General features: G+C 53.9%; 26 protein-coding genes. 13 read left to right on the top strand and 13 right to left on the bottom strand.

The window, feature by feature from the left end:
* Position 1: 1 nt before the first annotated feature.
* Entirely contained in the window at positions 2-661 is a 660-nt protein-coding gene (locus tag NNL38_RS17810; protein ID WP_255391784.1) for an HAD family hydrolase, read from the top strand.
* Positions 662-832: 171 nt separating this feature from the next.
* Positions 833-1,441, top strand: a complete 609-nt coding sequence (locus NNL38_RS17805; protein WP_255391783.1) for a tetratricopeptide repeat protein — start codon at positions 833-835, stop codon at positions 1,439-1,441.
* Between the two features lie 22 nt (positions 1,442-1,463).
* Here the strand turns inward: NNL38_RS17805 and NNL38_RS17800 are convergent, their stop codons facing one another.
* The 9 genes from NNL38_RS17800 to NNL38_RS17760 all read right to left on the bottom strand — a co-directional run bounded on the left by NNL38_RS17800 (position 1,464) and on the right by NNL38_RS17760 (position 9,118).
* Positions 1,464-2,315, bottom strand: coding sequence for a hypothetical protein (locus tag NNL38_RS17800; RefSeq protein ID WP_255391782.1), 852 nt, complete (start codon positions 2,313-2,315; stop codon positions 1,464-1,466).
* A 296-nt stretch (positions 2,316-2,611) separates the two neighbouring features.
* The gene (gene trxC / locus NNL38_RS17795; RefSeq protein ID WP_255391781.1) at positions 2,612-3,049 is read right to left on the bottom strand and encodes a thioredoxin TrxC; all 438 of its coding nucleotides are present in this window, start codon (positions 3,047-3,049) and stop codon (positions 2,612-2,614) included.
* Positions 3,050-3,365: 316 nt separating this feature from the next.
* Positions 3,366-3,563, bottom strand: coding sequence for a hypothetical protein (locus tag NNL38_RS17790; RefSeq protein ID WP_255391780.1), 198 nt, complete (start codon positions 3,561-3,563; stop codon positions 3,366-3,368).
* Positions 3,564-3,876: 313 nt separating this feature from the next.
* On the bottom strand, positions 3,877-4,860 hold the full coding sequence (gene dgcA, locus NNL38_RS17785) for an N-acetyl-D-Glu racemase DgcA (RefSeq protein WP_255391779.1): 984 nt from the start codon (positions 4,858-4,860) through the stop codon (positions 3,877-3,879).
* A gap of 2 nt (positions 4,861-4,862) precedes the next feature.
* Entirely contained in the window at positions 4,863-5,873 is a 1,011-nt protein-coding gene (gene dgcN, locus NNL38_RS17780; RefSeq protein WP_255391778.1) for an N-acetyltransferase DgcN, read from the bottom strand.
* A gap of 121 nt (positions 5,874-5,994) precedes the next feature.
* The gene (locus tag NNL38_RS17775; RefSeq protein ID WP_255391777.1) at positions 5,995-6,777 is read right to left on the bottom strand and encodes an ABC transporter ATP-binding protein; all 783 of its coding nucleotides are present in this window, start codon (positions 6,775-6,777) and stop codon (positions 5,995-5,997) included.
* Complete coding sequence (locus tag NNL38_RS17770; RefSeq protein ID WP_255391776.1) at positions 6,767-7,564, bottom strand: ABC transporter permease; 798 nt, start codon at positions 7,562-7,564, stop codon at positions 6,767-6,769. The genes NNL38_RS17775 and NNL38_RS17770 overlap by 11 nt, the downstream gene beginning before the upstream one ends.
* A gap of 12 nt (positions 7,565-7,576) precedes the next feature.
* Positions 7,577-8,290: an ABC transporter permease gene (locus tag NNL38_RS17765; RefSeq protein WP_255391775.1), complete on the bottom strand. Its 714-nt coding sequence runs from the start codon at positions 8,288-8,290 to the stop codon at positions 7,577-7,579.
* 42 nt (positions 8,291-8,332) lie between these two features.
* Positions 8,333-9,118 carry an ABC transporter substrate-binding protein gene (locus tag NNL38_RS17760; protein WP_255391774.1) on the bottom strand — a complete coding sequence of 262 codons (786 nt, stop codon included), beginning with the start codon at positions 9,116-9,118 and terminating at the stop codon, positions 8,333-8,335.
* Between the two features lie 224 nt (positions 9,119-9,342).
* Here NNL38_RS17760 and NNL38_RS17755 point away from each other — a divergent pair, with 224 nt between their 5' ends.
* Together NNL38_RS17755 and NNL38_RS17750 are read left to right on the top strand one after the other, a co-directional pair.
* Positions 9,343-10,314: a LysR family transcriptional regulator gene (locus NNL38_RS17755; protein WP_255391773.1), complete on the top strand. Its 972-nt coding sequence runs from the start codon at positions 9,343-9,345 to the stop codon at positions 10,312-10,314.
* Between the two features lie 200 nt (positions 10,315-10,514).
* Entirely contained in the window at positions 10,515-11,456 is a 942-nt protein-coding gene (locus NNL38_RS17750) for a SphA family protein (RefSeq protein WP_255391772.1), read from the top strand.
* Positions 11,457-11,557: 101 nt separating this feature from the next.
* Here NNL38_RS17750 and NNL38_RS17745 read toward each other — a convergent pair whose 3' ends face one another.
* Complete coding sequence (locus tag NNL38_RS17745; RefSeq protein ID WP_255391771.1) at positions 11,558-12,487, bottom strand: DMT family transporter; 930 nt, start codon at positions 12,485-12,487, stop codon at positions 11,558-11,560.
* Between the two features lie 203 nt (positions 12,488-12,690).
* Here NNL38_RS17745 and NNL38_RS17740 point away from each other — a divergent pair, with 203 nt between their 5' ends.
* Positions 12,691-13,143 (top strand): Lrp/AsnC family transcriptional regulator, encoded by a 453-nt coding sequence (locus tag NNL38_RS17740; protein ID WP_255391770.1) that lies wholly within the window; start codon positions 12,691-12,693, stop codon positions 13,141-13,143.
* Positions 13,144-13,218: 75 nt separating this feature from the next.
* On the opposite strand, the gene NNL38_RS17735 is transcribed toward NNL38_RS17740, so the two are convergent.
* Positions 13,219-14,370, bottom strand: a complete 1,152-nt coding sequence (locus tag NNL38_RS17735; protein WP_255392276.1) for an iron-containing alcohol dehydrogenase — start codon at positions 14,368-14,370, stop codon at positions 13,219-13,221.
* 177 nt (positions 14,371-14,547) lie between these two features.
* Here NNL38_RS17735 and NNL38_RS17730 point away from each other — a divergent pair, with 177 nt between their 5' ends.
* Positions 14,548-15,444 (top strand): AraC family transcriptional regulator, encoded by an 897-nt coding sequence (locus tag NNL38_RS17730; RefSeq protein WP_255391768.1) that lies wholly within the window; start codon positions 14,548-14,550, stop codon positions 15,442-15,444.
* A gap of 78 nt (positions 15,445-15,522) precedes the next feature.
* On the opposite strand, the gene NNL38_RS17725 is transcribed toward NNL38_RS17730, so the two are convergent.
* A complete protein-coding gene (locus tag NNL38_RS17725) occupies positions 15,523-18,273 on the bottom strand; it encodes a hypothetical protein (RefSeq protein ID WP_255391766.1) in 2,751 nt (916 codons plus the stop codon).
* A 278-nt stretch (positions 18,274-18,551) separates the two neighbouring features.
* Entirely contained in the window at positions 18,552-19,676 is a 1,125-nt protein-coding gene (locus NNL38_RS17720) for a helix-turn-helix transcriptional regulator (protein WP_255391765.1), read from the bottom strand.
* A 1,110-nt stretch (positions 19,677-20,786) separates the two neighbouring features.
* On the opposite strand from NNL38_RS17720, the gene NNL38_RS17715 reads away from it, so the two are divergent.
* From NNL38_RS17715 to NNL38_RS17685, 7 genes are all read left to right on the top strand, one after another.
* The gene (locus NNL38_RS17715) at positions 20,787-22,196 is read left to right on the top strand and encodes an AMP-binding protein (protein ID WP_255392275.1); all 1,410 of its coding nucleotides are present in this window, start codon (positions 20,787-20,789) and stop codon (positions 22,194-22,196) included.
* A complete protein-coding gene (locus NNL38_RS17710; protein WP_255391764.1) occupies positions 22,189-22,578 on the top strand; it encodes an ApeI family dehydratase in 390 nt (129 codons plus the stop codon). The genes NNL38_RS17715 and NNL38_RS17710 overlap by 8 nt, the downstream gene beginning before the upstream one ends.
* Positions 22,575-23,819: a beta-ketoacyl-[acyl-carrier-protein] synthase family protein gene (locus NNL38_RS17705; protein ID WP_255391763.1), complete on the top strand. Its 1,245-nt coding sequence runs from the start codon at positions 22,575-22,577 to the stop codon at positions 23,817-23,819. The genes NNL38_RS17710 and NNL38_RS17705 overlap by 4 nt, the downstream gene beginning before the upstream one ends.
* Entirely contained in the window at positions 23,809-24,291 is a 483-nt protein-coding gene (locus NNL38_RS17700) for a hotdog family protein (RefSeq protein WP_255391762.1), read from the top strand. The genes NNL38_RS17705 and NNL38_RS17700 overlap by 11 nt, the downstream gene beginning before the upstream one ends.
* Positions 24,288-25,013 (top strand): 3-ketoacyl-ACP reductase FabG2, encoded by a 726-nt coding sequence (locus NNL38_RS17695; RefSeq protein ID WP_255391761.1) that lies wholly within the window; start codon positions 24,288-24,290, stop codon positions 25,011-25,013. The genes NNL38_RS17700 and NNL38_RS17695 overlap by 4 nt, the downstream gene beginning before the upstream one ends.
* A gap of 170 nt (positions 25,014-25,183) precedes the next feature.
* A complete protein-coding gene (gene mog / locus NNL38_RS17690; protein WP_255391760.1) occupies positions 25,184-25,717 on the top strand; it encodes a molybdopterin adenylyltransferase in 534 nt (177 codons plus the stop codon).
* A 51-nt stretch (positions 25,718-25,768) separates the two neighbouring features.
* Entirely contained in the window at positions 25,769-26,548 is a 780-nt protein-coding gene (locus NNL38_RS17685) for a lipid-binding SYLF domain-containing protein (protein WP_439651421.1), read from the top strand.
* Positions 26,549-26,607 lie beyond the last annotated feature (59 nt).

Below are 26,607 nucleotides of genomic sequence, written 5' to 3'. Positions count from 1 at the left end.
AATGTCCCAACCGCTGTATGTTTTTGATATGGACGATACCCTGTTTGATGCAGACTGCGCCATGCTGTGGAATGCGTTTCTGGTCGAGGAGGGGATTGTCACGACGCCCGGTTTTCTTGAGCAGGACCGGCAGATGATGGTGCGCTATGCCAACGGCGAGATGAAGATGGAAGACTATCTGGCGTTTGCCATGGCACCGCTGGCGGGGATGTCGAAAGCGCAGCTGACCGCGCTGGTGGATCGCTGTGTTGATAAGCACATTCTGCCGAAACTGTTTCCCCAGGCTGAAGCACTGATCCGCCAACTCAAGCAGGATGGAATCACGATGGTGATCATTTCCGCTTCGGTGGCATTTCTGGTTGAAGCAATCGCCCGGCGGATCGGCATTGAGCACGCGATTGGGATCAACCTGGTCGAGACAGAAGACAGCTATACCGCAGCCATTCAGGGCACACCGAGCTACCGTGAAGGCAAAGTGACGTGTCTGGAGCAGTGGTTACTGGCCCAACCTGAGGGGTATTCGGAAGTCCATTTCTACACCGACTCCATCAATGACCTGCCGTTGTGCCTGCATGCGGATTATGCCTACCTCGTGAACCCGTGCGCGCAATTGGTCCAGCATGCCGACCGGGAAAACTGGCAGGTACTGAACTGGGGATAAGGCTTGCGGGGTGCTGAAGATGTTTGATTTTTATGAGACGTCAGTACATCGATGATCGATTAGATCAGCGGTATGCTTCTTGGTATGTTTGGTTGGTTGTAGTAAAAATAGTGTGATATGCAACTCGCAGGTTTCTGGCTTCATTAAACTCATGTAATTGGTAGTAGTTATATGAAATTGAATAGGAAAACGCTTAGTATTTCGGTATTTATCCTGCTGCTATCCGCCTTGTTTTATGTGAATCATACAGTGGCGATGAAAGATGATGTTGAGATTTTGTCGCTGCCGCTTGAAGCCGATGATGTAAAGGTTCGTACACAAGCGATAAACCAGCTGAAAATATTAGCTGATCAAGGCAATCCGATTGCACAGTATCGCTATGCTGAAATTCTACTGAGAAACCGAGATACCAACGATGCAATCTTTTACTTGAAAAGCGCTTCTGATGCTGGTGAATTAATTTCTACCGAGCTACTGGGACTGACTTATATTGAGCTCGGTGGGAGCGGTAACGTACAAAAGGGCTTTCAGCTGCTGAATCACGCTGCGGTGGAAGGTTTATCTACAAGTCAGTTATATTTGGGCATGTGTTTTCTGGATGGTGAGTGTTCTATTCCGAAGCATGATTACTTGGCCTTCTACTGGCTCAGTCAAGCATTAAAGAATGGCGAGTATTCGGCAAAATTATTCCTTGAAAAACTGCCGAAATACAAACTGGATGTAGCGCTTGCCAGAGAAGAAAGCCAAAAAGTTGCGTGTCAAATTGATCGTCGTTGCTAGCCGATAAAAACTCCTTTTGTACTTAACCACAAACAAACCAGGCGTTGGCGGCGGCGGTGATATACGCCATCGGGTGGTGCCATTCCACCGGCTCGAGTGTCGGGGCGGTGCGAATGTCGCCTTTGAGTTTGGCGGTGGCGGCCACTTTGACCAGGCCGTTATCGACGCTGTGGACGGTTCCCTGATAGGTATAGCCGACGCTTTCCCCTGCCGGGCGGTTATACAAACACACCACTGATCCAACATTGGTATAGATATACTGGCTTTCCTCGTTCCAGAATTCGGTCGCGACGGGCTCTTTTTCCGGCTGGTGTAACTGACCGACTTCCGGTGCCGGGAGCAGCATACGGTACTGGGAGTAGGGCTGGTAGCCAAGGACTTTGGCTGCCTGGTACCACTCATCCGGACTGGCCTCGGTGTTTTCAATGACTTTCAGGGTGACAAACGGTCCGTCCAGACAGAGATCAGCCCACAGCTCGGTGCTGGAGATCCGGGCGTAGAACACCGGTTGCTCATTGGCCGTGTCCGGATAATTCACACACCAGCTCCCGGTGTCCTGGTGGATGATTTGGCCGTGGTTGGCATCACAGACTCGCTTAGCCAGCTGGTGAAACTCCGTCATGTCCTGTCGCGCCATGTCGGGACTGTTGGCGCAATAGCGATAGGTAAAGGAGAACGCGCTCTTGGGATAGAACAGCCCTTTATCTACTTCGGCGCCGCTGCTGCGGGTGTCATTCATTTGAATAAAACTTTCTGCCGAATCCCGGAAACTGTATTCGCTGCTGCCGGAAAAGAAAGTTGAGGTACTGCTACACCCGGTGAGCAAGACAGACAGGAACACAGTAGATGACAAGTTGTTGAGGCTGATTTTCATAGACAAGGAGACCTGTGAAGCACGCGAGCGAATACTATGAAGTATATAAGACTCAGCGGCTTAAAAGCGCAACTATCATTGGAGGTGCTTCTCAACAATGAAACGCCGATGCCCTGAAAAGCGTCAAGGATGTCCTGGCTGAAAACGCGCTGAGTTGGCAGGCTGGTCAGGCAAGATCTGCGGTAAGCCGGGCAGAGGCGCTCTGGGCTGAACCGTTAAAAACGCCCTGCGGTTTGCAGGGCGTGGATGGGATGGGCTGAATCAGGCAAAAGGGGGAACAGGGTGACAACAGCAATTTATGCCTTGGTCAATGCCTGGTTCAGCCACTGTTCGAACTGACCCTTTGGTAGTGCGCCGTTGATGGTATCGACCATCTGGCCGTTTTTGAACACCATAATGGTCGGAATGCTGCGAATGCGGTACTGTGCCGCCAGCGCTTGCTGGGCTTCGGTATCAATTTTCACGAAGCGGATATCACCGCTGCGCTCGGCTGCGACATCTTCAAAAATCGGTGCGAAACCGACACACGGGTTACACCACGGGGCCCAGAAATCAACCACAACCGGTTTGTCGCCCTGGATCAGGGACAGAAAGTTCTCGGTGGTGCCTTCGATTGGCTTACCATCCAGCAGCTTGTCTTTACAGGCGCCGCAAGTAGCCACGTCGTTGATGCGCTCGGTCGGAATTCGGTTCATTGCCTGGCAGTGCGGGCAACGGGTAGTCAGTGTACTCATAATTGCGTTCCATTTCGTAGGATTGGCAATACTGTAACGACTACCCCGAGATTAGAAAAGCCGGAATAATAGATTGATGCGATAGACGCTTTCTATCAGGCCGGCGCGCTACTCCGGAAAAGTGCGCCAGCCGCCATGGTTTAAGCCTGATCTGTTATACCAATCAAAGTAAGTAAGTGATCAGAAATAGCGCAGGAAAAATGTTTGAGAACAAGGCAGAATTTTAGATAAGTAGTTATTCTACAATCAAAAATTCTAACGTAGTTATTGAGCATTTTAACAAGCTAGGATGACCAGTTATTTACTGCGATTGGTATTAGTGAAGTAGCCCCAGTTCTTTCGCTTCCTCGATAGTTAAGCCACTGTCGCGGATATCGCGCAGCATTTCGATTCGGCGTCTAGCTTCTGCTTGCTGGCGCTTACAGCGCGCAACGTTGGTCGCGGTTTCGTCTTTGAAATCCCATTTTGAGGAGACATCTGCGATTTCGTTATGGTCGATAGAATTGATAGACACAATTACCTCCTAAAGCAACCCTGCGTCAGATTCAACGTATCTTTAGCAAACGAATTTTTCCGAGTTAAGCGGATAAAACTCACTTTGTGATACATCGCATAATTGTGCAAACTGCATGAAATCCTGCTTTGACCGGGAGAGATTCGGAGGTATCTTTGGAGATTCCGCCCCATGATAAATGCGGGGCGAGATCAAGGTTTTTGCGTACAGGTGTTCGCTGATTGGTGGCGAAAATTTGTACCGATGAACAAGCAAAAAAGCAGGACCCAACCGGTCCTGCTTCTTTATTGCGCAGCCAAGGGGTTGTGGCGGCTTAGCCCCACAAACCTTCGGCCGGGTGGACGGTACTGCCGTGATAGCCCAGCCCGCCGTCGCGGTCTTTGCTCAGCAGGATCGGACCGTCGATATCGACCCAGCGGGCCTGCTGTGCCAGCAGCAGGGCGGGTGCCATGGCCAGCGAGGTGCCAATCATGCAGCCGACCATGATCTCGAACCCCTGTGCTTTGGCTTCTTGCAACAAAGCCAGCGCTTCGGTCATCCCACCGGTTTTATCCAGCTTGATGTTGACGATTTGGTAGCGCCCGACCAATTCTGGTAGCGAGCTGCGATCGATACAGGATTCATCGGCGGCGATCGGAATGATCGGATCGATGCCTTCCAGCAGATGATCCTGGCCCGGCGGCAGCGGCTGCTCGACCATTTCGACCCCCAGCTCGGCCAGTTTCGGCAGGTAATCTTTGAGCTGTTCCAGGCTCCAGCCGGTGTTGGCATCAATCACCAGGCGGGTGTCCGGCGCTGCGGCGCGGACCGCGGCGACACGCTCGATGTCGCCTTCCCGGCCAAGCTTGAGCTTGAGCAGCGGGCGATCTTTGTTTTTGGCTGCCATCGTTGCCATATTGGACGGCGTATCCAGCGACAGAGTAAAGACGGTGGTGACTGGCTGCGGCGCTTGATCGAAGCCGGCCAGTTGCCAGCCAGTGCGGCCTTGTTGCTTGGCTTCGAGTTCAAACAGGGCGCAGTCGACGGCATTGCGGGCACAGCCTGCCGGCATGATCGCCAGCAACTCTTCCCGGCTGGCGCCTTGCTCCACCGCATCACGGGCCGCTTCAATCACCGGCAGGACCGGCGGATAATCCGGCTCAAACACATCGCTGCGTTCACATTCGCCGCGGCCGATGAGGCCATCCTGTTCGATTTCCACCACCACCACTTCACCGTGCAGCATGGGATCCATCCGGGAGATCACGAACGGCTGTTTCAGCGGCCATTGCTCGACCGTGATTGTCATCTTGCGCATGATTAGCTCTCCAGTCCGTCAACAATCGCAGCGACGCCGGTACGCACCGGATCGACCACCGGCACACCGTATTTTTCCTGGTAGCGGGCAATGGCTTTCATCGCGTCTTCTTCCGACAGCGACGAAGTGTTCAGTGCGATGCCGCCAAGGCGAATATTCGGGTTGGTGACCCGACCCAGGTGCAGGTTGGTTTCAATCAGGGTGTCGAAGTCCGGGACCTCAAAGCCTTCCATTTCATCCATCTGAACCCGGCCTTCTTCATGGCACAGGATGATGACATCGGCCTGGGCGCCGTGCAGCAAGCCTAAGCTGACGCCGGCGTAGGCAGGGTGCAGCACCGAGCCCTGGCCTTCAATGATGTCCCAGTGATCGGCTTCGTTGGCCGGGCTGAGTTGCTCAATCATGCCGGAGGTAAAGTCGGAAACCACGGCATCGATCGGCACCCCGGAGCCTTCAATCAGGATCCCGGTCTGGCCGGTGGCACGGAAGGTCGCCTTGATGTTGCGTGCGGCCATTTCCTGATGAATCGCTAGGGCGGTAAACATTTTTCCGACGCAGCAGTCACTGCCGACCGTCAGCAGGCGCTTGCCGCTACGGGGTTTACCGCTGCCGCAGACCAGTGACAGCTCCGGGTGGCGAACATCGATCAGGCGCTGGCCGGTGCGCCGGGCAACCGCGACCAGATCTTCGATATCGTTGAGGCGAATGTGCAGGCCGCTGGCAATATCCATGCCGGACTCCATCGCTTCAATTAGCAGCGGGATCCAGCTTTGTGGCAAGGTGCCGCCCATCGGTGCCAGGCCGAGGATCAGGGTTTTGGCACCGGCTTCGGCCGCTTGTTTGATCGGCATTTCCGGCAGGCCAAGATCGGCCTTGGCGCCTTCCAGGCGGTATTGGGCCAGGCATTTTTCCGGGCGCCAGTGGGCAACACCTTTCGCCACTTTGGCCATCAGCAGATCTTGCGCATCACCCAGAAAAACCAGGTATGGGGTTTTCAGTTCAGTCATTGACATGGCGTTGTCCTCTTTGTCGGTATCTATCGGCCCTTCGAATTTCAATCGATGCAAAGGGCCCAGTTGTCTAGGGAAAAAATTTGTTGGTAAATCGATGGTTTTGCTAAATAAAATCAGTGTATTAGTACTGAGATGATAAAAATCGCTGCAGGTGCTCAGACTGCGGGTTGTGAAACAGCTGCTCCGGCGGCCCCTGCTCTTCAATTTGCCCCTGGTGGAGGAAAATGACGTGGGAGGAGACATCGCAGGCAAAGCGCATTTCGTGGGTGACCATGATCATGGTGCGGCCTTCCAGGGCCAGCTCGCGGATCACCAGAAGCACCTCACTGACCAGCTCCGGATCGAGGGCGGAGGTCGGCTCATCGAGCAGGATCACGTCCGGATCCATCGCCAGCGCCCGGGCAATGGCCACCCGCTGTTTCTGGCCGCCGGAGAGCTGGTCCGGATACATATGGCATTTCTCCAGCATTCCGACCCGCTCCAGCAGGGCTTTGGCTTTCTCTTCCACCTGCACTTTATCCCGCTTGAGCACGGTACACGGGCCTAGCATGACATTTTCCAGTACCGTCATATGGGTCCAGAGATTGAACTGCTGGAACACCATCCCGAGGTGGGCACGGGTGCGCTCGATTTGCTGCTGCAGGGCTTTGTCATGACGGCCGTCGGCAGCCAGAGATAGATCCAGCGCTTCCCCGTGAACCCGCAAGCGGCCGCTGGTCGGGGTTTCCAGTAAGTTGAGGCAACGCAGAAAGGTGCTTTTGCCGGAGCCACTGGCACCGATGATGGTAATGACATCGTGTTTCTTCGCCGCCAGCGAAACGCCTTTCAGCACTTCGATATTGCCGAAGGATTTGTGTAGATCGTCCGCTTCCAGGGCGAACTCGGCGGGTGCATTAACGGACATGGGTCGCCTCCTTGGCTTGAACGGTCAGGGTGTCGGTTTGCGTTGTGTCTGTATGCGTCGGTTCGGTGGTGGTTGTCGCGCGCTTGTGTTGTGGCGGCCGGGTCACTACCAGGTTGAGATGGCGGGTTAAGCGACGCTCGATGCGGCGCCAAATCAGCACAAACACGGTCGTGATCAGCAGGTAACACAGCGCAGCCCAGACATAGATCGAGATGTCGAAGGTTTGCGAGAAGACCCGGCGGGTCTGGCCCATCAGATCCAGCAGGGTGATCACGCTGGCAATGGCACCGCCCTTGAGCATCAGGATGATCTCGTTGCCCAGCGCCGGAAACGCGATCCGGTAGGTGTGCGGCAAAATGATCTTGCGGTACAGCAGCGGGCGCGGCATCCCGATCGCAACCCCGGCTTCCACTTCACCCGGCGGCACGGCCTGCAGGGCACCGCGTAGGATCTCGATCTGATACGCGGTCGAGTTCAGGGTAAAGGCGAACAGGGCGCAGTAGTAGGGGTCGCGGAAAAACCACCACAGGCCGAGCTCGGTCAGTTCCGGACGAAACTGGCCAGAGCCGTAATAGACCAGAAACAGCTGGGCCAGCAGCGGGGTGCCGCGAAAAAATGAAATATACAGCCGGACCGGATACTGATACATCGCGACAGGGCTGCGGCGTAGCATCGCCAGCGGCAGTGACAGCACCAGAGCAATTGCCACGGCGATGAAGGTCAGCTTCAGGGTCATGACCGCGCCGTCGAGCAATTTTGGCCCGTAGTTGATGAGAATATCGAACATAGAGGCTTCCTTTTATGAGGCGCGAATGCCGCGGTTGGCGCGTTGTTCAATCCGGCCTAGGCACCACTCGAAGAACAGGCAGATGAGCCAGTAGATCAGGCAGACGGCGAGGAAAAAGACAAACGGCTTGCGGGTTGCGCCGACGGCGACATTGGCCATCCGCATCAGATCGTTGAGCGCGATGACGGAAACCAGGGCGGTGTCTTTGACCAGGTTGATCCAGAGGTTGCCGAGTCCCGGCAGGGCCAGGCGGATCAGTTGCGGCAGCTCGATGCGAAAGAAGATCTGGTTGCGGCTCAGGCCAATCGCCAGACCGGCCTCTTTCTGACCATGATCCAGCGCGTTCCAGGCGCCGCGCAACACCTCACCGGCATAACCGGCGAACACCAGGCTCAGCGCGATGGTGCCGGCGACAAACGGGCTGAGTTCAAAAAACGCCGCTTCCGGGTTGAGCCATTTCAGGGCGCTGTTGATCAGCATTCCGGCGCCGTGGTAGATCATGAACAGGGTCAGCAGCTCAGGGATCCCGCGGATCGTGGTGGTGAAAAAGGTGGCTATCATCCGGGCAATCGGCTTGCCGGAGACCGATGCCGCAGCGACGGTAAAGCCGAGCACCAGGCCAATCGGCAGGGTCACCAGGGCCAGGCCCAGGGTGATTCCCAGGCCGCTGAGCAGTTCATCGCCCCAGCCGTGCTGGCCGAAGCTAAGGTAATCAAACCATTGCATAAAGTTTCCTCTGAGGCTGACATGCAGGTGACATCGGCCCGGTTATTCCAGGGTCAGGATGTTGACAGAGAAGTACTTGTCATTAATGGCTTGATAGGTGCCGTCGGCGACGATGTCGGCCAGGGCCTTGTTGAGTTTGTGGCGCAGGGCATCATCTTCCTGGCGCAGGGCAATCCCCACGCCTTCCCCGACGTAAGTCGGATCGGTGATCAGGTTCCCGGCGAGTTTGCAGCACTGACCGTCCTGAGTGTCTTTGACCCAGCTCATCATCGGGACGATATCGCCGACCTGGGCATCGAGGCGACCGGAGACCAGATCAAGGTTGACAGCGTCCTGAGTCGGGTACAGGCGAACGTCTGAATCCGGGTACAGGGCGGTGAGGTAATCGCCCTGAGTACTGGAGCCCTGGGCACCAATGGTCTTACCCGCCAGTGCTTGTGGTGAGAAGTCGTTGATGTCCGAGTCTTTCGGTACCACGAAAGTCATGGCTGATTTCTGATACGGGTCGGTAAAGTCTACGCGTTGCTTGCGTTTCTCGGTGATGAACATCGAGGCAATCACAGTATCGTATTTTCCGGCCAGCAGCGCCGGGATAATGCCTTCCCAGTCCTGGGCGACAAAGGTGCACTTGGCGTTCATTTTCTCGCACAGGGCATTGCCGATGTCGATATCAAAACCAGCAAGTTGGCCATCTGCAGTGTAATAGTTGAACGGGGGGTAGGCGCCTTCGGTGCCAATCCGCAGGGTGGTTTCTTTCGCCTGTGCCTGAGTCAGCGGAACGGATGCAAGCAGGACGGACAATGCCAGTGAACAAGCTGTTTTTTTCATTATTATTCCCTTTGTGTGGTACTTCCTGTGGTTGTGTTTGCATGTACCGGTCTTTCCTCGGCCCTTGCCGGACCGGGCTGCATGATCCTCTTCTACCTTATCGCAGCGACCGGACATAAAGCTGAGTGTTGTTAAAATGTTAATGTTTTACAAATGGAGAATCGTTATGCTATCCATAGTCTCACGCTATGTGAAAACCGCATAAATCAAGGAAAACGGACTGAATGCTTTCTTCCCACGAACGCCTGCTGCGCAATTTAGACTGGAACCTGTTGTATACCTTTCTGACCATTGTTGATGAGCAGAGCATTACCGGTGCGGCGCGAAAGCTGTCGCTGAGCCAGCCGAGCGTCAGCAATGCCCTCAAGCGACTGGAAGCCCATCTGGGCGTGAGTTTGATCACCCGGCGCAAAGGGGTGTTTACCCTGACCTATCAGGGGCTTCGGGTGTATGAGTTTGCGGCATCGACCCGCCGGGTGCTGACCGATATGGCCGAGCAATTCTCGCAGAATGAGAGCGAAATCCAGGGCGAGATTGATATCCAGATTGCCAGCCATATTCATTGCCCGGCGTTTGATCAGACTCTGGCGAAATTCCATCAGCTGTATCCGAATGTGCTGATCACCATCAATACCCAACCCAGCACTGAAATTGTTCGCGCGGTCGGGGCTGGGGAACTTCATATCGGCCTGAGTAACAAAAAAGTGTCGCAAACCGGGCTGCGGTTTGATCTGCTGGGCTATGAGCGAATGGGATTCTACTGTGGCCAAAGTCATCCCCTGTTCGACAAAATATCAATTGAGCCGGAAGATCTCAGCGGCCTGTCCTATGTCTCGTTTGAAAGTGATCAGCCGGGGGAGGGGCTCAGTGCGATTGCCCAACTGCGAACCCAACTGCCGTTCTGGGGCAAGCTGGTGGCGGTTTCGTCCAATGAAGAGGAAATCCGCCGGTTGATCCTGGCCGGCGTGGGGTTCGGCTCGCTGACCGTGGAGGGTGCGAAGCCTTTTGTCGAGCTGGGGCAGCTCAGACAGTTGCCGCCTTATGAGCGGCTACCGACAGCCGCGGTGTATCTGGTCACGCCGGAAACCACGCCGCTAACGGATGTGGAAAAGCGCTTTCTGGCGATGTTGCGAGAGGCGGTCAGCCTGAATGTTGAGCAGGTTTATTTTGACGAGCCGGAGCCAGAGCCAAAGTAAGCAGGTGGCGAACACCGCTGAACATGCCGCTAATGTTCTCTATCTAATACTTTTTTCTCACCCTTAATATTCCCTGCTTTTTCTCTGTGCTGATCGTCGTATCCGGGCGGCGATTAGCTAAGCTCTCCCCATAGCTTCAATCCGATTGAAACGCTCACTGAGAAAGTGATGGCGCTGTGTGTGGTGCCGCAGAGGTGTTTATGAGGCGGCATGTCTTCATCGTCCTGACATTGATTGTGATGAGCCTGGGTAAGACGGCAGACGCCGCTGAAGCGGGCGGGCGTTACCATCCGGGCTCGCTGTCAAGCAGGGCGCTGTGGTTACCGTTCGAAACCCGGTTCGCCGTGCAACTGTGGCACCAGCGCTATGAGGGGACGCTGGCAGAAGCGAACGTGCCGGTTGCCGGAGAACGGGTCTCGCAGTTGGACACTGATTACCAGGAGCTGGCGCTCGGCCTGGTCTGGAATTCCCGCTGGGAGCTGCCGGGGGACTGGGATTATGCCGCAGCGCTGAAGCTACCTTACGTAACGTCTGAGATGACGGCAGAGACTGCGTCGGAGCTTGAGTCGGGGCGGCACGCCAAGGTCAGCGGGCTGGGGGATCTGGAATTGACTCCCCTGATGGCTTCGCGAAGCACCTCGGAGCATTGGCATCAGCAGGTCCGGCTGAGCCTGTTTGTCCCGACCGGCAATTATGAGCCGGGACGACTGGCAAACACCGGGTATAACTACTGGACACTGCGGCCGGCGGTATCGCTGTCTTATCTGGAGCCGGTTCTGGGGCAGTCATTCTCCGTTCATGCCGGGCTCGACATTCACAGTAAGAACCGGCAAACGGACTACTTGTCGGGGATCCAGGCGTCAGTCGAATCGACGCTCAGTCAGTACGTGATTTTATTGGGCGGCTTTACCGGGGTCGGCCTGAGTGGTTACTGGACCCGGCAGCTAACGGCTGACGGGGGGAATGGCGCGATGGCCGGATCGTTTAAGAGCCGGTCATTGGGGGTTGGACCGGTACTGAGCTATCGGCGGCTTCAGTCCGGCAGTACCCTGAACGGGGAGCTCAAGTGGTTGACGACGCTCAACGCCCAACAGCAGTTTGATGGCGAGATGCTTTCGTTGAATATCAGTCTTTCTTATTAAGGTTGCAGGCCGTTTGTCTAAGAAAAACAGTGGCTTTCTTTTGCCTGCAACCTTTCTTTTTACGTCTGAGCGGCGTTATGAATTGAGCACGAACGACTCGATCACCTGGGCAACGCCGTCGTTGTCATTGGCGCCTGTTTTCTTTGGATCAGCTCACTGGCGGCCAGGGCGCCACAGACGATACAACCCATGGCCAGTGCTGCGCTGGTAGAGATGGTCTCGCCGAACAGGGGCACAGCCAACAGCGCGGCCAGCACCGGAGTGAATGAGCCGAGTGCCGCGCTCATTTCTGCACCGAGTCGGGAGATGGCAAAGCCGTAGCAATAATTGGACAAGATACCGACCACGATGCCCTGGATCAGAAAGTGGGTGAACACTTCAGCCGCTGGTGCTGACAGCAGATTAAACTCCAGCCAGCCGGTCAGGCCGCAAACGGCAAGGAGTAAGCAAGCGGATCCGGCCAGCACCGCCCCACTGCATGCCGGGTTCAGGCCGCTGACCCGCATCGCAATCGTGAACCAGGCCCAACTGAAACTGGCTGCCAGGAGCAGGGCATGACCCTGAGCAATTTGTAACTGGCCGCGCAGCAGTGAATTGGCGACAAAGAGGCCAATGCCCACCACAATCAATCCTATCCCGATCTTACGGGCATCCGAGATTTTCTCACGATAGCAGAAAACGGCAATGGAGGAGACAAACAGGGGTAGGATCCCCGGGATCAGGGATGCGCCGTCGGCCACCGGGGCCAGACGCAACCCGCTTGCTGCCAGCAGCATAAAGGGCAGCCCGGCACCACAGGCGATGGCCAGCAGGTATCGTTTTGGGGTTGCCGCAATCTGTTTGGCTTTGGGCCAACTGATTGCGCCGAAGAACAGCGCTGCCGGCAGAAAACGCAGGAGCGCCATATCACCGACGGTCAGCATCGAATTGCCCGACGCCCTGAGGGAGAGAAAGAAGCTGGACCAGATCAGCAAGGTGGCCAGCATCGCCACTAATCCCGCCAGCGTCTGTTTGGATTGTAATTGCGCCATAGTGTCTTATGCCTGTTATTGGTTATGGCATTTATTATGGTCAAGTACGCCGGGTGATAGTTGGCAAAATCAATGTTGAATACTGTCAATTTTGCCCGTTATGACTAATATGTTCTGAATTGTTGGTAATTATTGCTAAAATTTTGATTGTTGGTCATTGTGCCCGGTAGAGCCGGGAGCAGGGAGAGCAAGGAAGCGAATGGATGGATAGCAAAGATAAACAGATTCTCGCGGCACTGCAAAGTGATGTCCGCAAAACAACGGCTGAGATTGCGGATATGGTCGGTTTGTCCGTATCCCCGTGCGCCCGGCGGATCCGAAAGTTGGAAGCAGACGGGGTCATTTCAGGGTATCAGGTCAAATTGAATCGCCAGAAAATGGGCCTGATGATGACCTTTTTCGTCAATGTCCGCCTCAGTCAGCACCGGGATCAGGTGATCAGTGAATTTGAATCCGCAGTGGAAATGATGGATGAAGTGATCAGCTGTCATGTGATTTCCGGCGCTTACGATTACCTGATGGAAGTGGTCAGCAAAGATTTGGCCCATTACGAAGCCTTCATGCGCAAGCTGCAGACCCTCAGCATGGTTCAGGATATCAACACTAACCTTGCCATCCGGCCGGTGAAGCAGGGCACGCCGCTGCCGATGGGGTGATGCAGCGATACTGCCGGGGCCTGAAACAAATCAAGCAGCCCGTAGGCTGCCTGATGTCGTTATATTGGCATGAGATTACAGCGCGGTATTGAGGATCGCGCGGCTCTCTGCCAGACCGATCTTACCGTGCTCGCCCAGTGCGGTCATGCCGTGGCTTTCCAGGCTGGCCATAATGACATCCACCGCATCGCTGCCCAGTTCAACATCACTCAGGCGGGTCGGCACCGTCATTTGCTTGAAGAACGCAATGGTTTGAGCAATGGCGGCATCAATGCGCTCATCCGTGGAGCCTTCGGTGATGCCGAAGATACGCTCGCCGTATTGCAGCAGCTTTGCTTCTTTGCAGCTGCGTTGCTCCTGCATCACTGCCGGTAGCACGATGCTCAGGGTACGGGCATGGTCGATGCCGTAGTTGCCGGTTAGCTCGTGGCCGATCATGTGGGTGGTCCAGTCTTGCGGTACACCGACGCCAATCAGGCCATTGAGTGCCTGAGTGGCTGCCCACATCACGTTAGCGCGTACCGCCATATCGTCAGGCGTTGCCAGGGCTTTCGGGCCTTCCTCAATCAGCGTCAGCAGCAAGCCTTCGGCGAATCGGTCCTGGACTTTAGCGTCAGCCGGGTAAGTCAGGTACTGTTCCATGACGTGAACATAAGCATCGACTACACCATTGGCGACCTGGCGCGGTGACAGGCTGAGTGTCGTTTGTGGATCCAGCACGGCAAAGCGCGGCTGAACCAGCGGGGACATAAAGGCCAGTTTGTCTTTGCCACGGGAGACCACGGCACCCATGTTATTTTCTGAACCGGTTGCCGGCAGGGTCAGCACACAAGCCAGTGGCAGGGCGGCAGTGACTGGTTTATTGTTGGCCAGAATGTGCCAAGGATCGTCACCGGCGTAGCTTGCTGCCGCGGCGACGAATTTGGTGCCGTCAATGACTGACCCACCGCCGACAGCCAGCAGGAAGTCAAAACCTTCGGACTGAATTTTGGTAACGGCCTGCATCAGGGTATCGTACTGTGGGTTGGCTTCAATGCCGCCAAACTCTCCCCACTGGTGATCAGCAAGGGCCGCCACGACTTGATCGTAGACGCCATTGGTTTTAATTGAACCGCCGCCGTAAAGCACCAGGACTTTCTTATCTTGAGGAATATCGTTGGCAATTGCCGCGATTTGGCCTTCTCCGAAATGAATGCGTGTCGGGTTGTGATAAGTAAATTTGTTCATCATTTGCTCCGGTGTGTGTATCCAGCGTTGAGGCTGTTTCTGGTGAATGAGTTTAGGGGAACAAGGCCCGTTGGTTAATACACAATTCTGTCTGATATTTGCCTGATTCTGCTCATCGGGAAAAAATCCTTGTACTTTGCGGCGGAAAAGCGATGATGAGCGGGTGGAGGAGCATGTATGAAAAAGAATGCCACTTTAGCCGAGTCTGTCTGCCAGTATTATGGCCTGGATAAGCAACAAGGCCGGGTTGAAACCTTGATACCCGGGGTTCGGCTGTTCCGATTGACCCAATATTGTAAGGTGACGCCGCAAATGTACCAGCAAGGGGTAGTGGTCATTTTTCAGGGCAATAAAGTCGGACATTTGAATGATTACCGATTTGAGTACGATACCGAACATTGTCTGATTGTGGCAACCCCGTATCCGATTGCCTGTGAGACGTTTGCTTCGCAAGACGCCCCGTTGATCGGGGTGGATATTGAGTTTGATCTGGCGACGATTCAGCAGCTGGTGGAGCTGTTCGAGCTACAGGAAGCCCCGTTTTCACCCGATCCCCATGGCCGGGGCGTCGCGGTTTCGACCATGACAGCCGAAGTAAACGATTGTATGGCGCGCCTGTTAACGGCAATGCAACATCCGCTCGATGCCAAGGTGCTGGGGCCGCAGCTGCTGAGGGAGTTTTTCTATTTACTCTTGCTTGGCAAGCAGGGCTATTTGCTGTCGCAGTATTGTAAGCAGGACAGTGCGCTGGCGCGGGTCTCCACTGTGATCAACCACGTTCAGGCGCATTATCCGCAGAAGCTGGTGATTGATGAGCTGGCTCAGATGGCCGGGATGAGTACCTCGGCGTTTCACCGGACGTTTAAGCAGGTGGTGACGGATCCGCCGTTGCAGTACATCAAGAAAATCCGCCTCAATAAAGCCCGGACGCTGATTGTCCAGGACGGTATGCCGGCCAACGTGGCAGCAACCCAGGTGGGTTACGAGAGTGCAGCGCAATTCAGCCGTGAGTTTAAGCGTTACTTCGGTCTGCCACCGAGTAAAGCGGCGGAGATCGGCGTCTTAGCTTCGTAGAAACGAAGCGGTACTCAGCAATCAACAAGAAAGCCGCTCAGGTGAGCGGCTTGGTGTTGGTAAAGGCAGGCACCGGGTTTATTGTGGCAGGGCCGGGACGTCCTCAAGTTCAATGACACGATAGGTCTCACTCCAGATTTCGCCTTCATCCTCATCCATATAGTTGAAGTCAGTGGGCCAGTTGGACTGCTTGGAATAATACTTTACGCTGAACTCGGTGCCGTTGGCTGCAACAATAGTGCCGAGCTCGGTCAAATCAATGCCATCGATGTTGGCCTTGAGATGATATTGGTCGTCCACGATTTGCCACTCGAAACCAACTTCTTCCGCATCATTCGGGTCCACATTGCGGAACAGTCCGTCAAACCAGCCGTCGTTGTTCTCATCGGTATCGAAGTACAACATGTATTCGGTTTCTTCGTCGGTGACCTGCCAGGCCTTGTTTTGCAGTCCCCGGGCTGTATAGCGTGCCTGGCGATCACCGGCGGTGTTGACGCGACAAGCTGTAACAGCTTGTTCGTACTCTTGCATTGTTTTTTCCTGTCCTTCAAACGGGACGCTGTTTTGGTCATCAAACCCTGAGTCGTCCGCCTCACAGGCTGTTAGTACGGTTTGTGGATCATAGCGCTTGGCAACATATGACCAGACTTCATCAATCTGAGGCTCACCAGGATAGGCATCATGGGTATAAATCTTGAAGGCGAACTGACCACCAGGAACATCGGCTTGGGTCAGTGCCAGTAACTCATAGCTGGGGTCGTTCTGATCATCGTAATGAATTCGGATCAGGCCGTCGTCGAGTTGCCACTGTCGTGGTGTCCGCTGCAAGCCGTCCTTGAAGTAGTCAAATGTGCCATCGTTTTTGAACTGGTAAGCGCGTGTCTCGCCGTTACCATTGACCCGGACTAAGTTGTGGCCATAGAAGGTATCCATATAATTATCGGCGCGCAGGAAGCCACAATTGGCAAGTGCCTGGATCAGATCGGACTCGGTTGCCGAGGTGGTTTTGTCACCCTCAGTACAGCGCCCGAATTGCGGCAGGTTGTCGACACTGGCATTGGTATAAATGGTGTCGATCGCGGCCTGGTTCAGCAGCAGCTCACTGTCGGTATTCACACTGGATTTAATCGCCCCCTTGCGCACAAAGCCATTTTGGACGGCGAAGAAGACTTCGCGTTCGTCTGCGTCAAAGTCCTGATCGGCCTCGGCCAGCTCCTCCGGGACAGTGAAAATATAGAGGGTTTCGCCGTAAATATTTTTTTCCTGCCAGGTGTCAGTATGGGCTTTGGTGAAATTATCATTGGCTGCTCGGTACCAGAGCACCAGAGTTTTGCCGGCGTCATCAATCAACTCGGCGAGGATGTCCTGTGAAAGCCAGACGCCGTGGATATCGCCAACGAACGGCCCGGTACTGGCGGTTTCTGCCACAATTTCGGCTAATTCAGTTGGGGCATTGGCTTCGCCATTGAGCCAGGCCCGGTTACAGTTCCCATTGAACAGCGGGTCACAGTCGTTGTCATGCCACAACTCATAGCGAATGTCCGTGCCGGCTTGCTCTTCAATTTTATAGCCTTTGGCGTTTCCGCCAAACGTCAAGTCCTTGGGTAAATAGGGCAGGAAGGCTTGGGTTTGCGGGTAACTCAGGAAAGTGGAGACTTTCTTCCCGGCCAGATTGATTTCCTTCAGGGTGATTTGGTGGTCGAGGTTTGGGTCCTGATGCAGACCGATATCGGCGAAAACAGCTTTGTTTTGATCTGCTGAGCGGAATACGATCATATCGTAGGCCGCTTGCCAGGCTTCATCCGGATACTGCGTCAGTACCCAGCTATCTATATTCATGTTCGTTGTATCAATGGCGTCCAGGCTTTGGGTGGACGTCATATCTGCTTCGGTAAGTGTGATAGGGTCTTCGCTGTTTGAGTCCCATTCATAAATACTCTCGGTAGTGACGCCATTATTAAAGCTGATCTTGCCGGCTTCAAGTTCAACCAGCCTTGCGTTATTTTCTGTCCACTCTTGTGCAGACCATAACCACCAGAGACCACTTTCAAGTACTGTCGCAGCATTGGTTGTCACAGCATCGCGTTCAGTTTTGATCCGCTCGACCACCTTGGTTGCCAGTTCTTTAATTTCCGGCGTAGCGAGGACGGTGGCGACATCAAAATTCAGCGCACCTAAGTTTTCAACCAAGCTGTCGACATTGTCAGCGACACTGGCAATCAGTTCGCTGACCAGTTCATCGGTGGTTTGAATATCGGCCGGATTACTACCAACCGCGGCAGCATAATCTCCCCAGCCGTCGGCGGCTGCAATTTCATCGACGATCGCCTGGTAAGCCACGCTACTGTTCAGATCAACCTGGAACCGGGTCGATGTGGTCGGTGCCAGCAAGACATCGGTTGGCAGTTGCTCCCCGATCTGAACAGCTGGTGTCCCGTCATCAAGTGAAACCAGAACCACGCAGTCCAGGCGCTCACCGCCCGGCAAAGTAATCGTATAGGTGCCATCATTTTCTCGTTCCCAGTTGCCGTCGGTGAGCGTCACCTTTTCGACAACCTTGCCATCCGGACCAATCACAGCGACGGCAAAGTTTTCTTTCTCTAATCCTTCGACGGTATCAGCATAAGCCAGGCTGAGAAGGCCAAAAGAGGTGCTGGCTTGTTCTGAACCGGAGGGCAGTAATTGAGCGGGTGCATCAACGCTGACTTTGAAATTGGTGGTGCCGGTATTTTCTGTGCCGGTTTGACTCTGGTTTGAACTGCTGTCACCACCACAGGCAGGTAACAGAGTCAATGTACTGACGAAACAGGCGATCCGTATCTTATCCATATTGGGTACCTTACATTCTACGCTTCTTAAAAATCTTCCTTGTCACATGGACGGCAATTGTCCTGCGCCGGGCAACAGTTCTGGCGTACGCAAAATTTGAATTCAGCACCAATGACGGAAACAGAGTAAATGTGTTTCTGGATACTGAAGTCGGAAGTGACTTGCAAAGAATATAAATGTGCCGGCACAAAAGCTGTCCCCATCTGGGGACAAAACGTTACAACATTGAGAAATTTATTATTTAGAGGGGATTGAACCTTGACTAAAATAGCTGAGGTTTAATCGATTGATAGGCTCGATGCGGCGTAGTAGGCCGGGCTGGCAATGAGTTTGGCGACCAGTTCGCTTTGCCGTGATGTATCGGTTTTTTTCATAATCCGCTTGATATAGGTACGGACCGTTTCCTGAGAAAGATAGTGGCGCTCGGCAATCTCCGCAGGGGAAAGCCCGTCGATCAAACCGCAACTTACATTGGCTTCACTTTTCGAAAGTTGAAACAGAGCCATCAGTGCCTGAGGATCCATCGTGGGTTTGTTGTCTGAATTGTAGATAAAAACCGCTGCGCCTTTGTCTGCGGTAACATCCGTGGCCAGCAGTGGCGTGATCGTGATGATCACCGGCATCATATGGCTGGATGTCAGTTGCAGCGTCTCGACTTTTTCACCCTCAATACTTTGGGTGATGGCTTGGCTGATCGCTTCTGTTTTTTGCGCACTGTGCCAGTGGATTCGACGGTTGAGTACTTTCAATGAGGCCGTTTTTTCCAGGTATAAGCTGGCTTTGGCGTTTTGGTGGCACACGTTCCCGTGTTGATCCACCAATAAGACCGGGAGCTGGATCTGATCAAATAGCAGTTGTGAGAGTAGATGGCTTTTATCTTGGTCTACCTTGAGGTGATACAGGTGAAGTGCATGTTGGATATGGGGCAACAACTGCTGGAGGGTAAGTCGTTCTTCGACTGTAAAATCACCCTGGTTGGCACGCCGTTGAAAGAAAAGCTGGCTGATCCATTGCTGATCAGCCCCCAGGACTGCACCGGCAGCATACTGAATATCCAGAGGCTCTAGCCATTGCTGGTAATAGTCTGGCTGGGACATTTGAATCTGTCTCGACTCTTGAAGGCCAAGGTAGCAAAAGCATCCAGGCGGAGATTGTGTCAGCTGTTCGACCAGCGGGTCGATGTGCTCATAGTGGGTCTGAAACGTTGACAGGTCGGACAGTGAGAGTCCTTCACACCAGATGGCACGGGTTTCTTTGGTTGCCTGGTTAACCATCAAGACGCCGCCGGAGCGTAAATTGAACTGTTGGACAAAGTGGCTAAAGAACGGGCTGAAACCATCCGGCAAGACCAGTGCGCTGTATAATTGTTTAATCAAACTCTCAAGACAAATTTCCTTGGCCATGCTCAGTCTCCGCGGGCTGAATGAACGATCAGGTTCATCGGGATGGTTTATGTTTCTGTCGCTTTTATATCAATCATAGTGATAAATTAATCCGGGGTTTTGATTATTTTCAATGATGATCTTTCAGCATGCTGAGGAGAGTAAGTTTCTGGTGAACCGGCTCGATGAAGCGGCGGTTGATATGATCTGAAAGATTTCGAAACAGACCAACCAGCTGACTTTAAATGTTGCCTTAAGGCTGCACAAAGCTGTGCATGAAATGGGAAAACAGATGCTCAATGGCAAAAGGCGGGTAGTGATGGCTTGTTGCTGACTTCAACTACAGCGATGGAAAGCGCTAGTAAATAAGTGGCTGAGTTGATTGATGAACTGATTATTCAGGTGATTCAGGCTGAAGCTTCGGTTCAACTTATTTTTGAGCTGAGTAACCACTCAACCCTAAAGTTAAAAGCCTCCAGGGTCTGGAGGCTTATCGGTTATGACTTTTTCTCTTTAACATCTTTCAGAATTTCTTTGATGCGTTTGTTGGATACACGCTTGGCCATATAAAACACTCCTTTTCATGGTTGCTAAATTCAATATTTAATGACATCTGAATGGGTGCGGTTATATTGCTTTCGATAACGATAATCATATTTAAATTGAATCGGTAAAGAAAGCATTAAATTAATATACCGACTTCCTTTTAAATGAAAACCAGTATTGCTGTTAAACATTGTAAATTTTTTTGTCAATCTATTTTCTGTTCTGGTTGATACGTCGGATATAAGGTTGATTTCGAATTTGTTTTTTTGCCTGTTTGGCATGTAGGGGTATAAATTTCTGAACATGCTGGTCGTTCTGAGATAAAGTTTTGATTTCTTCTATGTGATCAATTTCGCAAAAAGTGTAACGAAGCATTGAGCCTCCGGTTGATACCGTTTTTCCTTACCCGCCCATTCACACCACAGTGAGCTTCATCGCATCCGATCCAATCGATTTCAGAATTTTCTGGAGAATAAGTGCATCCTGTTGCATTGTTCTTTGGGTAATATAAATCAATAGGATAGGCTGGTGGATACAATCAGAAACTCGAACTGCGCCTCACTGCCTCAGGTGCAATCAGAGGAAATGGCATTTAGCGCATTATCGGAGGTGATGTTGTCTTCAAGAGCACCGTTGTGTTGCCTGGCATTCGACGGTGGAGCTGACGTGACCTGGGCTGCGTTTAAGGCGGATGTCGTGGCTTGGGCGCAGTGGCTTAACACGCAAAAAGCCCGGCGTTGGGCGTTGTGCTTTGAAGATAGCTATCACTTCGCGGTGGGATTCATGGCCGCCGCTCATGCCGGAAAGCAGCTTATCTTGCCTGGTAATTGTCAGCCGGATGCGCTGGCCGAGCTTGCTGATCAGTTTGACGGGCTGTTACACGACCGGGACGATCTTGCTCACATGGCTTGTGCCTGTCGGCTACCGGGGGCAAAACCGATGCCGGTCACGGACAAGCCGCTGACGCCTCTTGTTGCCGAGCAAGTATTGCTGACCTTGTTTACCTCCGGCTCCAGTGGTCAGCCGAAAGCGGTGGGTAAATCGTTGGGTGTGGTTGAGGCGGAAATTTCGGCGCTGGAACAGCAGTGGGGCACGATACTGGCGGGAAGCCGAATTGTCAGTACAGTCTCGCATCAACACATTTACGGCATGCTGTTTCGGGTGTTTTGGCCGCTGTGTGCCGGTCGGCCGTTCAGCCGTCAGGCCCTTGATTACCCGGAGCAGGTGATGGCCAGTGCCAGTCCGGCAACAACGCTCGTGACCAGCCCGGCATTACTCAAACGGCTGGGAGAGGGGACGGATCCTGCACATGAATCATATGGCGCGATTTTCTCATCCGGCGGGCCGTTGCCTTTGGCTGCAGCCCGACATAGTCATGCCTTGCTGGGCTCTCTTCCGCTTGAGGTGTTCGGCAGTACCGAAACTGGCGGGATTGGATACCGGCAGCAACACGAATCGGATACGCCCTGGCAATGCTTTGCGCCGATTGAAATGGCATTGAATGCACAACATTGTTTGCAGATCCGCTCGCCTTTTATTGATCCAACATGTTGGTACCAGACGGACGATCAGTGCGAACTGTACGATGATCGGCATTTCTTGTTGAAGGGCCGGGCGGATCGGGTGGTGAAAATCGAAGAGAAGCGGATTTCACTGGTGGAGGTCGAGCAACGCTTGTCGCAGTTGTGCTGGGTGGAGGAAGCCGCCGTACTGCCGTTGCAACAGGGGGAGCGGCTGACATTAGGGGCTGTGATCACTTTGACCGCACAAGGGCAGCGTCAGCTGGCCGAGTCGGGCAAGGGGCCCTTTTGGTTGCAATTGCGGCGAGCACTCCGAGGCTGGATTGAGCCGGTTGGCATACCCCGCCGCTTTCGGGTGGTCGATGATATCCCTGTGAACCGCCAGGGAAAACGTCTGGTTGCCACCCTCGCGCAGCTGTTTGAAGACTCTGCTGAACACCGTGATTTGAATGAAGGAAAGATTCCCTGTGAGTAAACGAATGCCCAGCATTATGTCGCAGCAGCGACAAGGATGTCAGCTGATACTGACTTTACTGATTGACCCTGAGCTCGCCGACTTTCAGGGACATTTCGCTGGCTATCCGCTGCTGCCCGGGGTGACTCAAATCGGTTGGGCCGAGGCATTCGGCCGCCGTTATCTGGGCGCAGGCGACGCGTTTTCCGGGATGGAAGCAGTGAAATTTCAGCAGCCGATTTTACCCGGAGAGACGGTGATATTAACTCTGGACTGGGCGCCTGAGACATCCAAGCTCTATTTTCGCTATCAATCGTCACAGGAGGGAGCGGGCGAGCCGGTTAACCACGCCTCAGGACGGATCCGGTTTCGCCCGAGTACCGGAATGGAGAATCAAACATGAAGACCATCTTACAACACAGTGCAACTGCTGGAAATCATGCAACTTCAGCGCCTGTATATATCCATGCCTGCGCCAGTCATTCGGCGCTGGGGCTAACGCGAAATCAGATCCGCCAGCGTTTAGCGGATGGTTTTTCTCCGGACATGGCTATCGTCTCGGATCAGCTCAACACCGGGATGGAGACCGTTGTCGGTAAAGCCTGCGGTGATCGTCCGAGGATGCCTGCACGGCTGCAGGCCTACGATTCGGGGAATAACCGTTTGGCGCTGTCCGTGTTGACGGCGATAGAAGCCGAGGTGCAGCAGGCTATCGAGATTTATGGGGCCGATCGGGTTGCGGTGATTGCGGGCACCAGTACCTCGGGCATTGCCGACACCGAAGCTGCACTTGCGGCCAGGCAAGATGCTGGCGACTTTCCGTCATCATATGATTATCGTACCCATGAAGCCGGGAATATTTCAGCGTTCGTGGCGAAGTACTTCGGCACACATGGCCCGGCGTATACGATTTCAACGGCCTGCTCTTCCAGTGGCCGGGTTTTCTTGACGGCCCGGCGGTTACTGCGTTCCGGGATGGCGGATGCCGTGATTGTCGGTGGCGCGGACTCACTGTGCCAACTGACGCTCAACGGTTTTCATGGCCTGGAAGCGATGTCTGATGGCTTATGTAATCCGTTCAGCGAGAACCGAAAAGGGATCAATATCGGCGAAGCGGCAGCCTTTATGTTGTTGTCTCTGGACCGGCAAGGCGCGACGGAATATCCGGTGGCCTTGCTGGGTGCCGGGGACAGTTCGGATGCGCATCATATCTCGGCGCCGCATCCGGAAGGGCGGGGGGCGGAAGAAGCGATGCGGAAGGCGCTAGCAGATGCCGGGTTATCACCGGAACAGATCGGCTATCTCAATGCGCACGGGACGGCAACACCGCTCAATGATGCGATGGAGGCGGGCGCGATTCACCGGGTGTTCGGCGTTCAGGTTCCGGTCAGCTCAACCAAGCCGCTGACCGGGCATACTCTGGGCGCCGCCAGTTCCGTCGAAGCTGCGATCTGCTGGCAGATCTTACATGAGCAACTGCCATTGCCGGTGCAGGTCAACGACGGCATACATGGCGCATCATTGGCCCCGATCACCCTGGTGAAGCCGGGAATGGCTCTGGAACAGCCGGCGGTGATGAGTAACTCTTTCGCATTCGGCGGGAATAATATCAGCCTGATTTTTGGATATCCGTATGAGAAATAATCGACAAGGGACGTATTTCCCGCCAATGTCTGAGCTATTGCCTCATGATGCACCGATGATCCTGCTTGACGAGCTGGTTGCGGTCAGTGATACCGCTGTACATTGCCGGCTGACGCCAACGGTTGAGCATTTTTTCTTTGATGACGATGCCGGGGGAGTCCCCGGATTCGTCGGGATTGAGCTGATGGCTCAGGCGGTAGCGGCCTGGGATGGTTATCATGCCAGGCAGCGAGGAAAGGAGCCCGCAGTGGGTTTTTTGCTGGGTTGTCGGCAGTATCAGGCCGAACGATCCGTATTTGAAGAGAGCCAAATACTGGATATTTATGCCGAGCAAGTCACGGTGAGCCAGACTCTGGTGGTCTTTCGTTGCCGGATTGAACATTCGGGACAAATGCTTGCGAGTAGCCAGTTGAATGTATTTGTGCCAACTGCAGCACAGCTGGCGGAGATGGGAACAAGGAGTGCGTCATGAAAAGACAGGTGTTAGTGACCGGGGCGAGTAAAGGTATCGGGCGTGCGGTTGCCTGTCAGTTAGCCCGCGACGGGTTTGAGGTGGTGAGCCACTATGGCCGTGATGTTGCCGGGGCGCAGCAGACACTGGCGATGATTGAAGCGAACGGCGGGACCGGACGGTTGATCCAGTTCGATATCCGTGAGCGCCAACAATGTCAGGATGCAATTGAAACAGATATTGCTGCGTATGGTGCCTATTATGGGGTGGTGTGTAATGCCGGGATCACCCGGGATAATGCATTTCCGGCCATGACCGGGGAAGATTGGGACGGGGTGATCCACACCAACCTGGACGGGTTCTACAATGTTCTGCATCCCTGCGTGATGCCGATGGTAAAACGACGCCAGGGCGGCCGAATTGTCACGCTGGCTTCTGTTTCCGGGCTGGCCGGGAATCGGGGACAGACCAATTACAGTGCATCAAAAGCCGGGGTGATCGGTGCGACTAAGGCGCTGGCACTGGAGTTGGCCAAACGGCAGATCACGGTGAACTGTGTGGCGCCTGGATTGATCGATACCGGCATGGTAGAACCTGAAGTACAGGAGCAGTTATTGCCGTCGGTGCCACTGCGCCGTATGGGAGCGCCTGAGGAGGTTGCCGGGCTGATCAGCTACCTGATGTCTGATATCGCAGGCTATGTCACACGCCAGGTCATTTCGGTCAATGGTGGGGTGGTGTAACACCGCCTTGTGTATTGCGACTGAATATCTTGCTTCCGAGGTCATGTTTTTTGACTCAAAGGTTTATCCCATCAGCCAGATTCCTTAAACTTGCATTTCATTTGACTAAATTGAGTCAGCCCAGGCTGGCTCATTGGTGTGAGTTGCAGAAGCGGAAGTGAGGAAGAACCATGACCAAAGCTAAGATTGGTATCGTAACGGTCAGTGATCGTGCCAGCGCGGGTGTATACGAAGATATTTCAGGGAAAGCCATTATCGAGACGCTGAGTGACTACCTGACCTCCGAATGGGAGCCGGTGTACGAAGTGATCCCGGATGAGCAGGATGTCATTGAGGCAACCCTGATCAAGATGGCTGATGATCAAGAATGTAGCCTGATTGTGACCACAGGTGGCACCGGGCCGGCCAAACGGGATGTCACCCCGGAAGCTACGGAAGCGGTGTGTGATCGCATGATGCCGGGCTTTGGAGAGCTGATGCGCGCTGAATCCTTGAAGTTTGTTCCGACGGCAATCCTGTCACGCCAGACAGCTGGCTTGCGTGGCGACAGCCTGATTGTCAACCTGCCGGGTAAACCGAAGTCCATTCGCGAATGCCTGGATGCGGTTTTCCCTGCTATACCTTACTGTATCGATCTGATGGAAGGTCCGTATCTGGAATGTGACGAATCCGTCATCAAGCCTTTCCGTCCGAAGAAGAAGTAATTGAATACCGGCAATGCATTCGAGCCGGTATGAAAGGAGCTGGTGATGAAGATAAAAGCTTTGTCGATCCTGATTGCAGCCCTAAGTTGCCTGTCTGCCCCGACTCACGCCAGCTGGGAGACGCTGAAAGAAACGGCTGCGGAGATTGGGGAGAAGGTCAGTGAAGGTTCAAAAAAGGCTTGGGAGAATATTACTGAGTTTTCCAAAGAAGCCTGGGATTCTGTCTCGGAATGGGGGCGGGATGCTTTCAACACTGCCGGCGAGTGGACCGACGCATCGATTGAGAAAGGGAAGGCCTGGCTAAAAGCTGGTGAAGAAAAGCTGGATGAGATGCTGGCGCCGGAAACGCCGGAAGAAGCCCGGCTGGCACTCGATACCATGGCGGATACAGCTATGGTACGGCTGTTTAATGAGCATCCCAGTGTAAAACTGTTGTTTGATCAAGCTTATGGTTATGCCGTGTTTGATTCACGCCAGTTTTCGCTGGTGCTGCATACTAATCAGGGCGCGGGCGTGGCGATTAACCGTCAGAACGATCAGCGAACCTACATGAAAATGTTCGGTGCCGGACTGGCGGCCGGGATTGGTGGGAGTTTCTATCAACAAATCATTTTGTTTGAAGATCAGGAGCGATTTGAGCAGTTCATCCGGGATGGCTGGGAAGCCACCTCAGAGATCGGGGTGGTGGCCGGGACTGAAAGTGCTGAGCTGACCGCAAAGTACAATGGCGGGATGGCAATCTATCAGATTGATGAGAAAGGCTTGCTCCTCGATGCCAAGATCGCCGGCTCAAAATACTGGATCGATACTGACCTCAGCCCTTCGCAATGAAGCAATCTTCTCATACTAATTTGATGGCTTTTGCTATTAAAAAGGCCGAATGTTTATGA

Source organism: Photobacterium atrarenae (assembly GCF_024380015.1).
Classification (GTDB): Bacteria; Pseudomonadota; Gammaproteobacteria; order Enterobacterales; family Vibrionaceae; genus Photobacterium; species Photobacterium atrarenae.
The sequence above is the reverse complement of the archived record's forward strand: the minus strand, read 5'-3'. Positions and strand labels throughout refer to the sequence as shown.

Coding starts and splice junctions, on each gene's coding strand:
- trxC (WP_255391781.1), bottom strand. CDS start 3,049: ATGAGTACACTGACTACCCGTTGCCCGCACTGCCAGGCAATGAACCGA.
- NNL38_RS17765 (WP_255391775.1), bottom strand. CDS start 8,290: ATGCAATGGTTTGATTACCTTAGCTTCGGCCAGCACGGCTGGGGCGAT.
- mog (WP_255391760.1), top strand. CDS start 25,184: ATGACCAAAGCTAAGATTGGTATCGTAACGGTCAGTGATCGTGCCAGC.
- dgcA (WP_255391779.1), bottom strand. CDS start 4,860: ATGCGCAAGATGACAATCACGGTCGAGCAATGGCCGCTGAAACAGCCG.
- NNL38_RS17695 (WP_255391761.1), top strand. CDS start 24,288: ATGAAAAGACAGGTGTTAGTGACCGGGGCGAGTAAAGGTATCGGGCGT.
- NNL38_RS17800 (WP_255391782.1), bottom strand. CDS start 2,315: ATGAAAATCAGCCTCAACAACTTGTCATCTACTGTGTTCCTGTCTGTC.
- NNL38_RS17745 (WP_255391771.1), bottom strand. CDS start 12,487: ATGGCGCAATTACAATCCAAACAGACGCTGGCGGGATTAGTGGCGATG.
- NNL38_RS17730 (WP_255391768.1), top strand. CDS start 14,548: ATGAAAAAGAATGCCACTTTAGCCGAGTCTGTCTGCCAGTATTATGGC.
- NNL38_RS17725 (WP_255391766.1), bottom strand. CDS start 18,273: ATGGATAAGATACGGATCGCCTGTTTCGTCAGTACATTGACTCTGTTA.
- NNL38_RS17720 (WP_255391765.1), bottom strand. CDS start 19,676: ATGGCCAAGGAAATTTGTCTTGAGAGTTTGATTAAACAATTATACAGC.
- NNL38_RS17760 (WP_255391774.1), bottom strand. CDS start 9,118: ATGAAAAAAACAGCTTGTTCACTGGCATTGTCCGTCCTGCTTGCATCC.
- NNL38_RS17805 (WP_255391783.1), top strand. CDS start 833: ATGAAATTGAATAGGAAAACGCTTAGTATTTCGGTATTTATCCTGCTG.
- NNL38_RS17740 (WP_255391770.1), top strand. CDS start 12,691: ATGGATAGCAAAGATAAACAGATTCTCGCGGCACTGCAAAGTGATGTC.
- NNL38_RS17810 (WP_255391784.1), top strand. CDS start 2: ATGTCCCAACCGCTGTATGTTTTTGATATGGACGATACCCTGTTTGAT.
- NNL38_RS17755 (WP_255391773.1), top strand. CDS start 9,343: ATGCTTTCTTCCCACGAACGCCTGCTGCGCAATTTAGACTGGAACCTG.
- NNL38_RS17775 (WP_255391777.1), bottom strand. CDS start 6,777: ATGTCCGTTAATGCACCCGCCGAGTTCGCCCTGGAAGCGGACGATCTA.
- NNL38_RS17770 (WP_255391776.1), bottom strand. CDS start 7,564: ATGTTCGATATTCTCATCAACTACGGGCCAAAATTGCTCGACGGCGCG.
- NNL38_RS17705 (WP_255391763.1), top strand. CDS start 22,575: ATGAAGACCATCTTACAACACAGTGCAACTGCTGGAAATCATGCAACT.
- NNL38_RS17715 (WP_255392275.1), top strand. CDS start 20,787: ATGGCATTTAGCGCATTATCGGAGGTGATGTTGTCTTCAAGAGCACCG.
- NNL38_RS17750 (WP_255391772.1), top strand. CDS start 10,515: ATGAGGCGGCATGTCTTCATCGTCCTGACATTGATTGTGATGAGCCTG.
- NNL38_RS17735 (WP_255392276.1), bottom strand. CDS start 14,370: ATGAACAAATTTACTTATCACAACCCGACACGCATTCATTTCGGAGAA.
- NNL38_RS17700 (WP_255391762.1), top strand. CDS start 23,809: ATGAGAAATAATCGACAAGGGACGTATTTCCCGCCAATGTCTGAGCTA.
- dgcN (WP_255391778.1), bottom strand. CDS start 5,873: ATGTCAATGACTGAACTGAAAACCCCATACCTGGTTTTTCTGGGTGAT.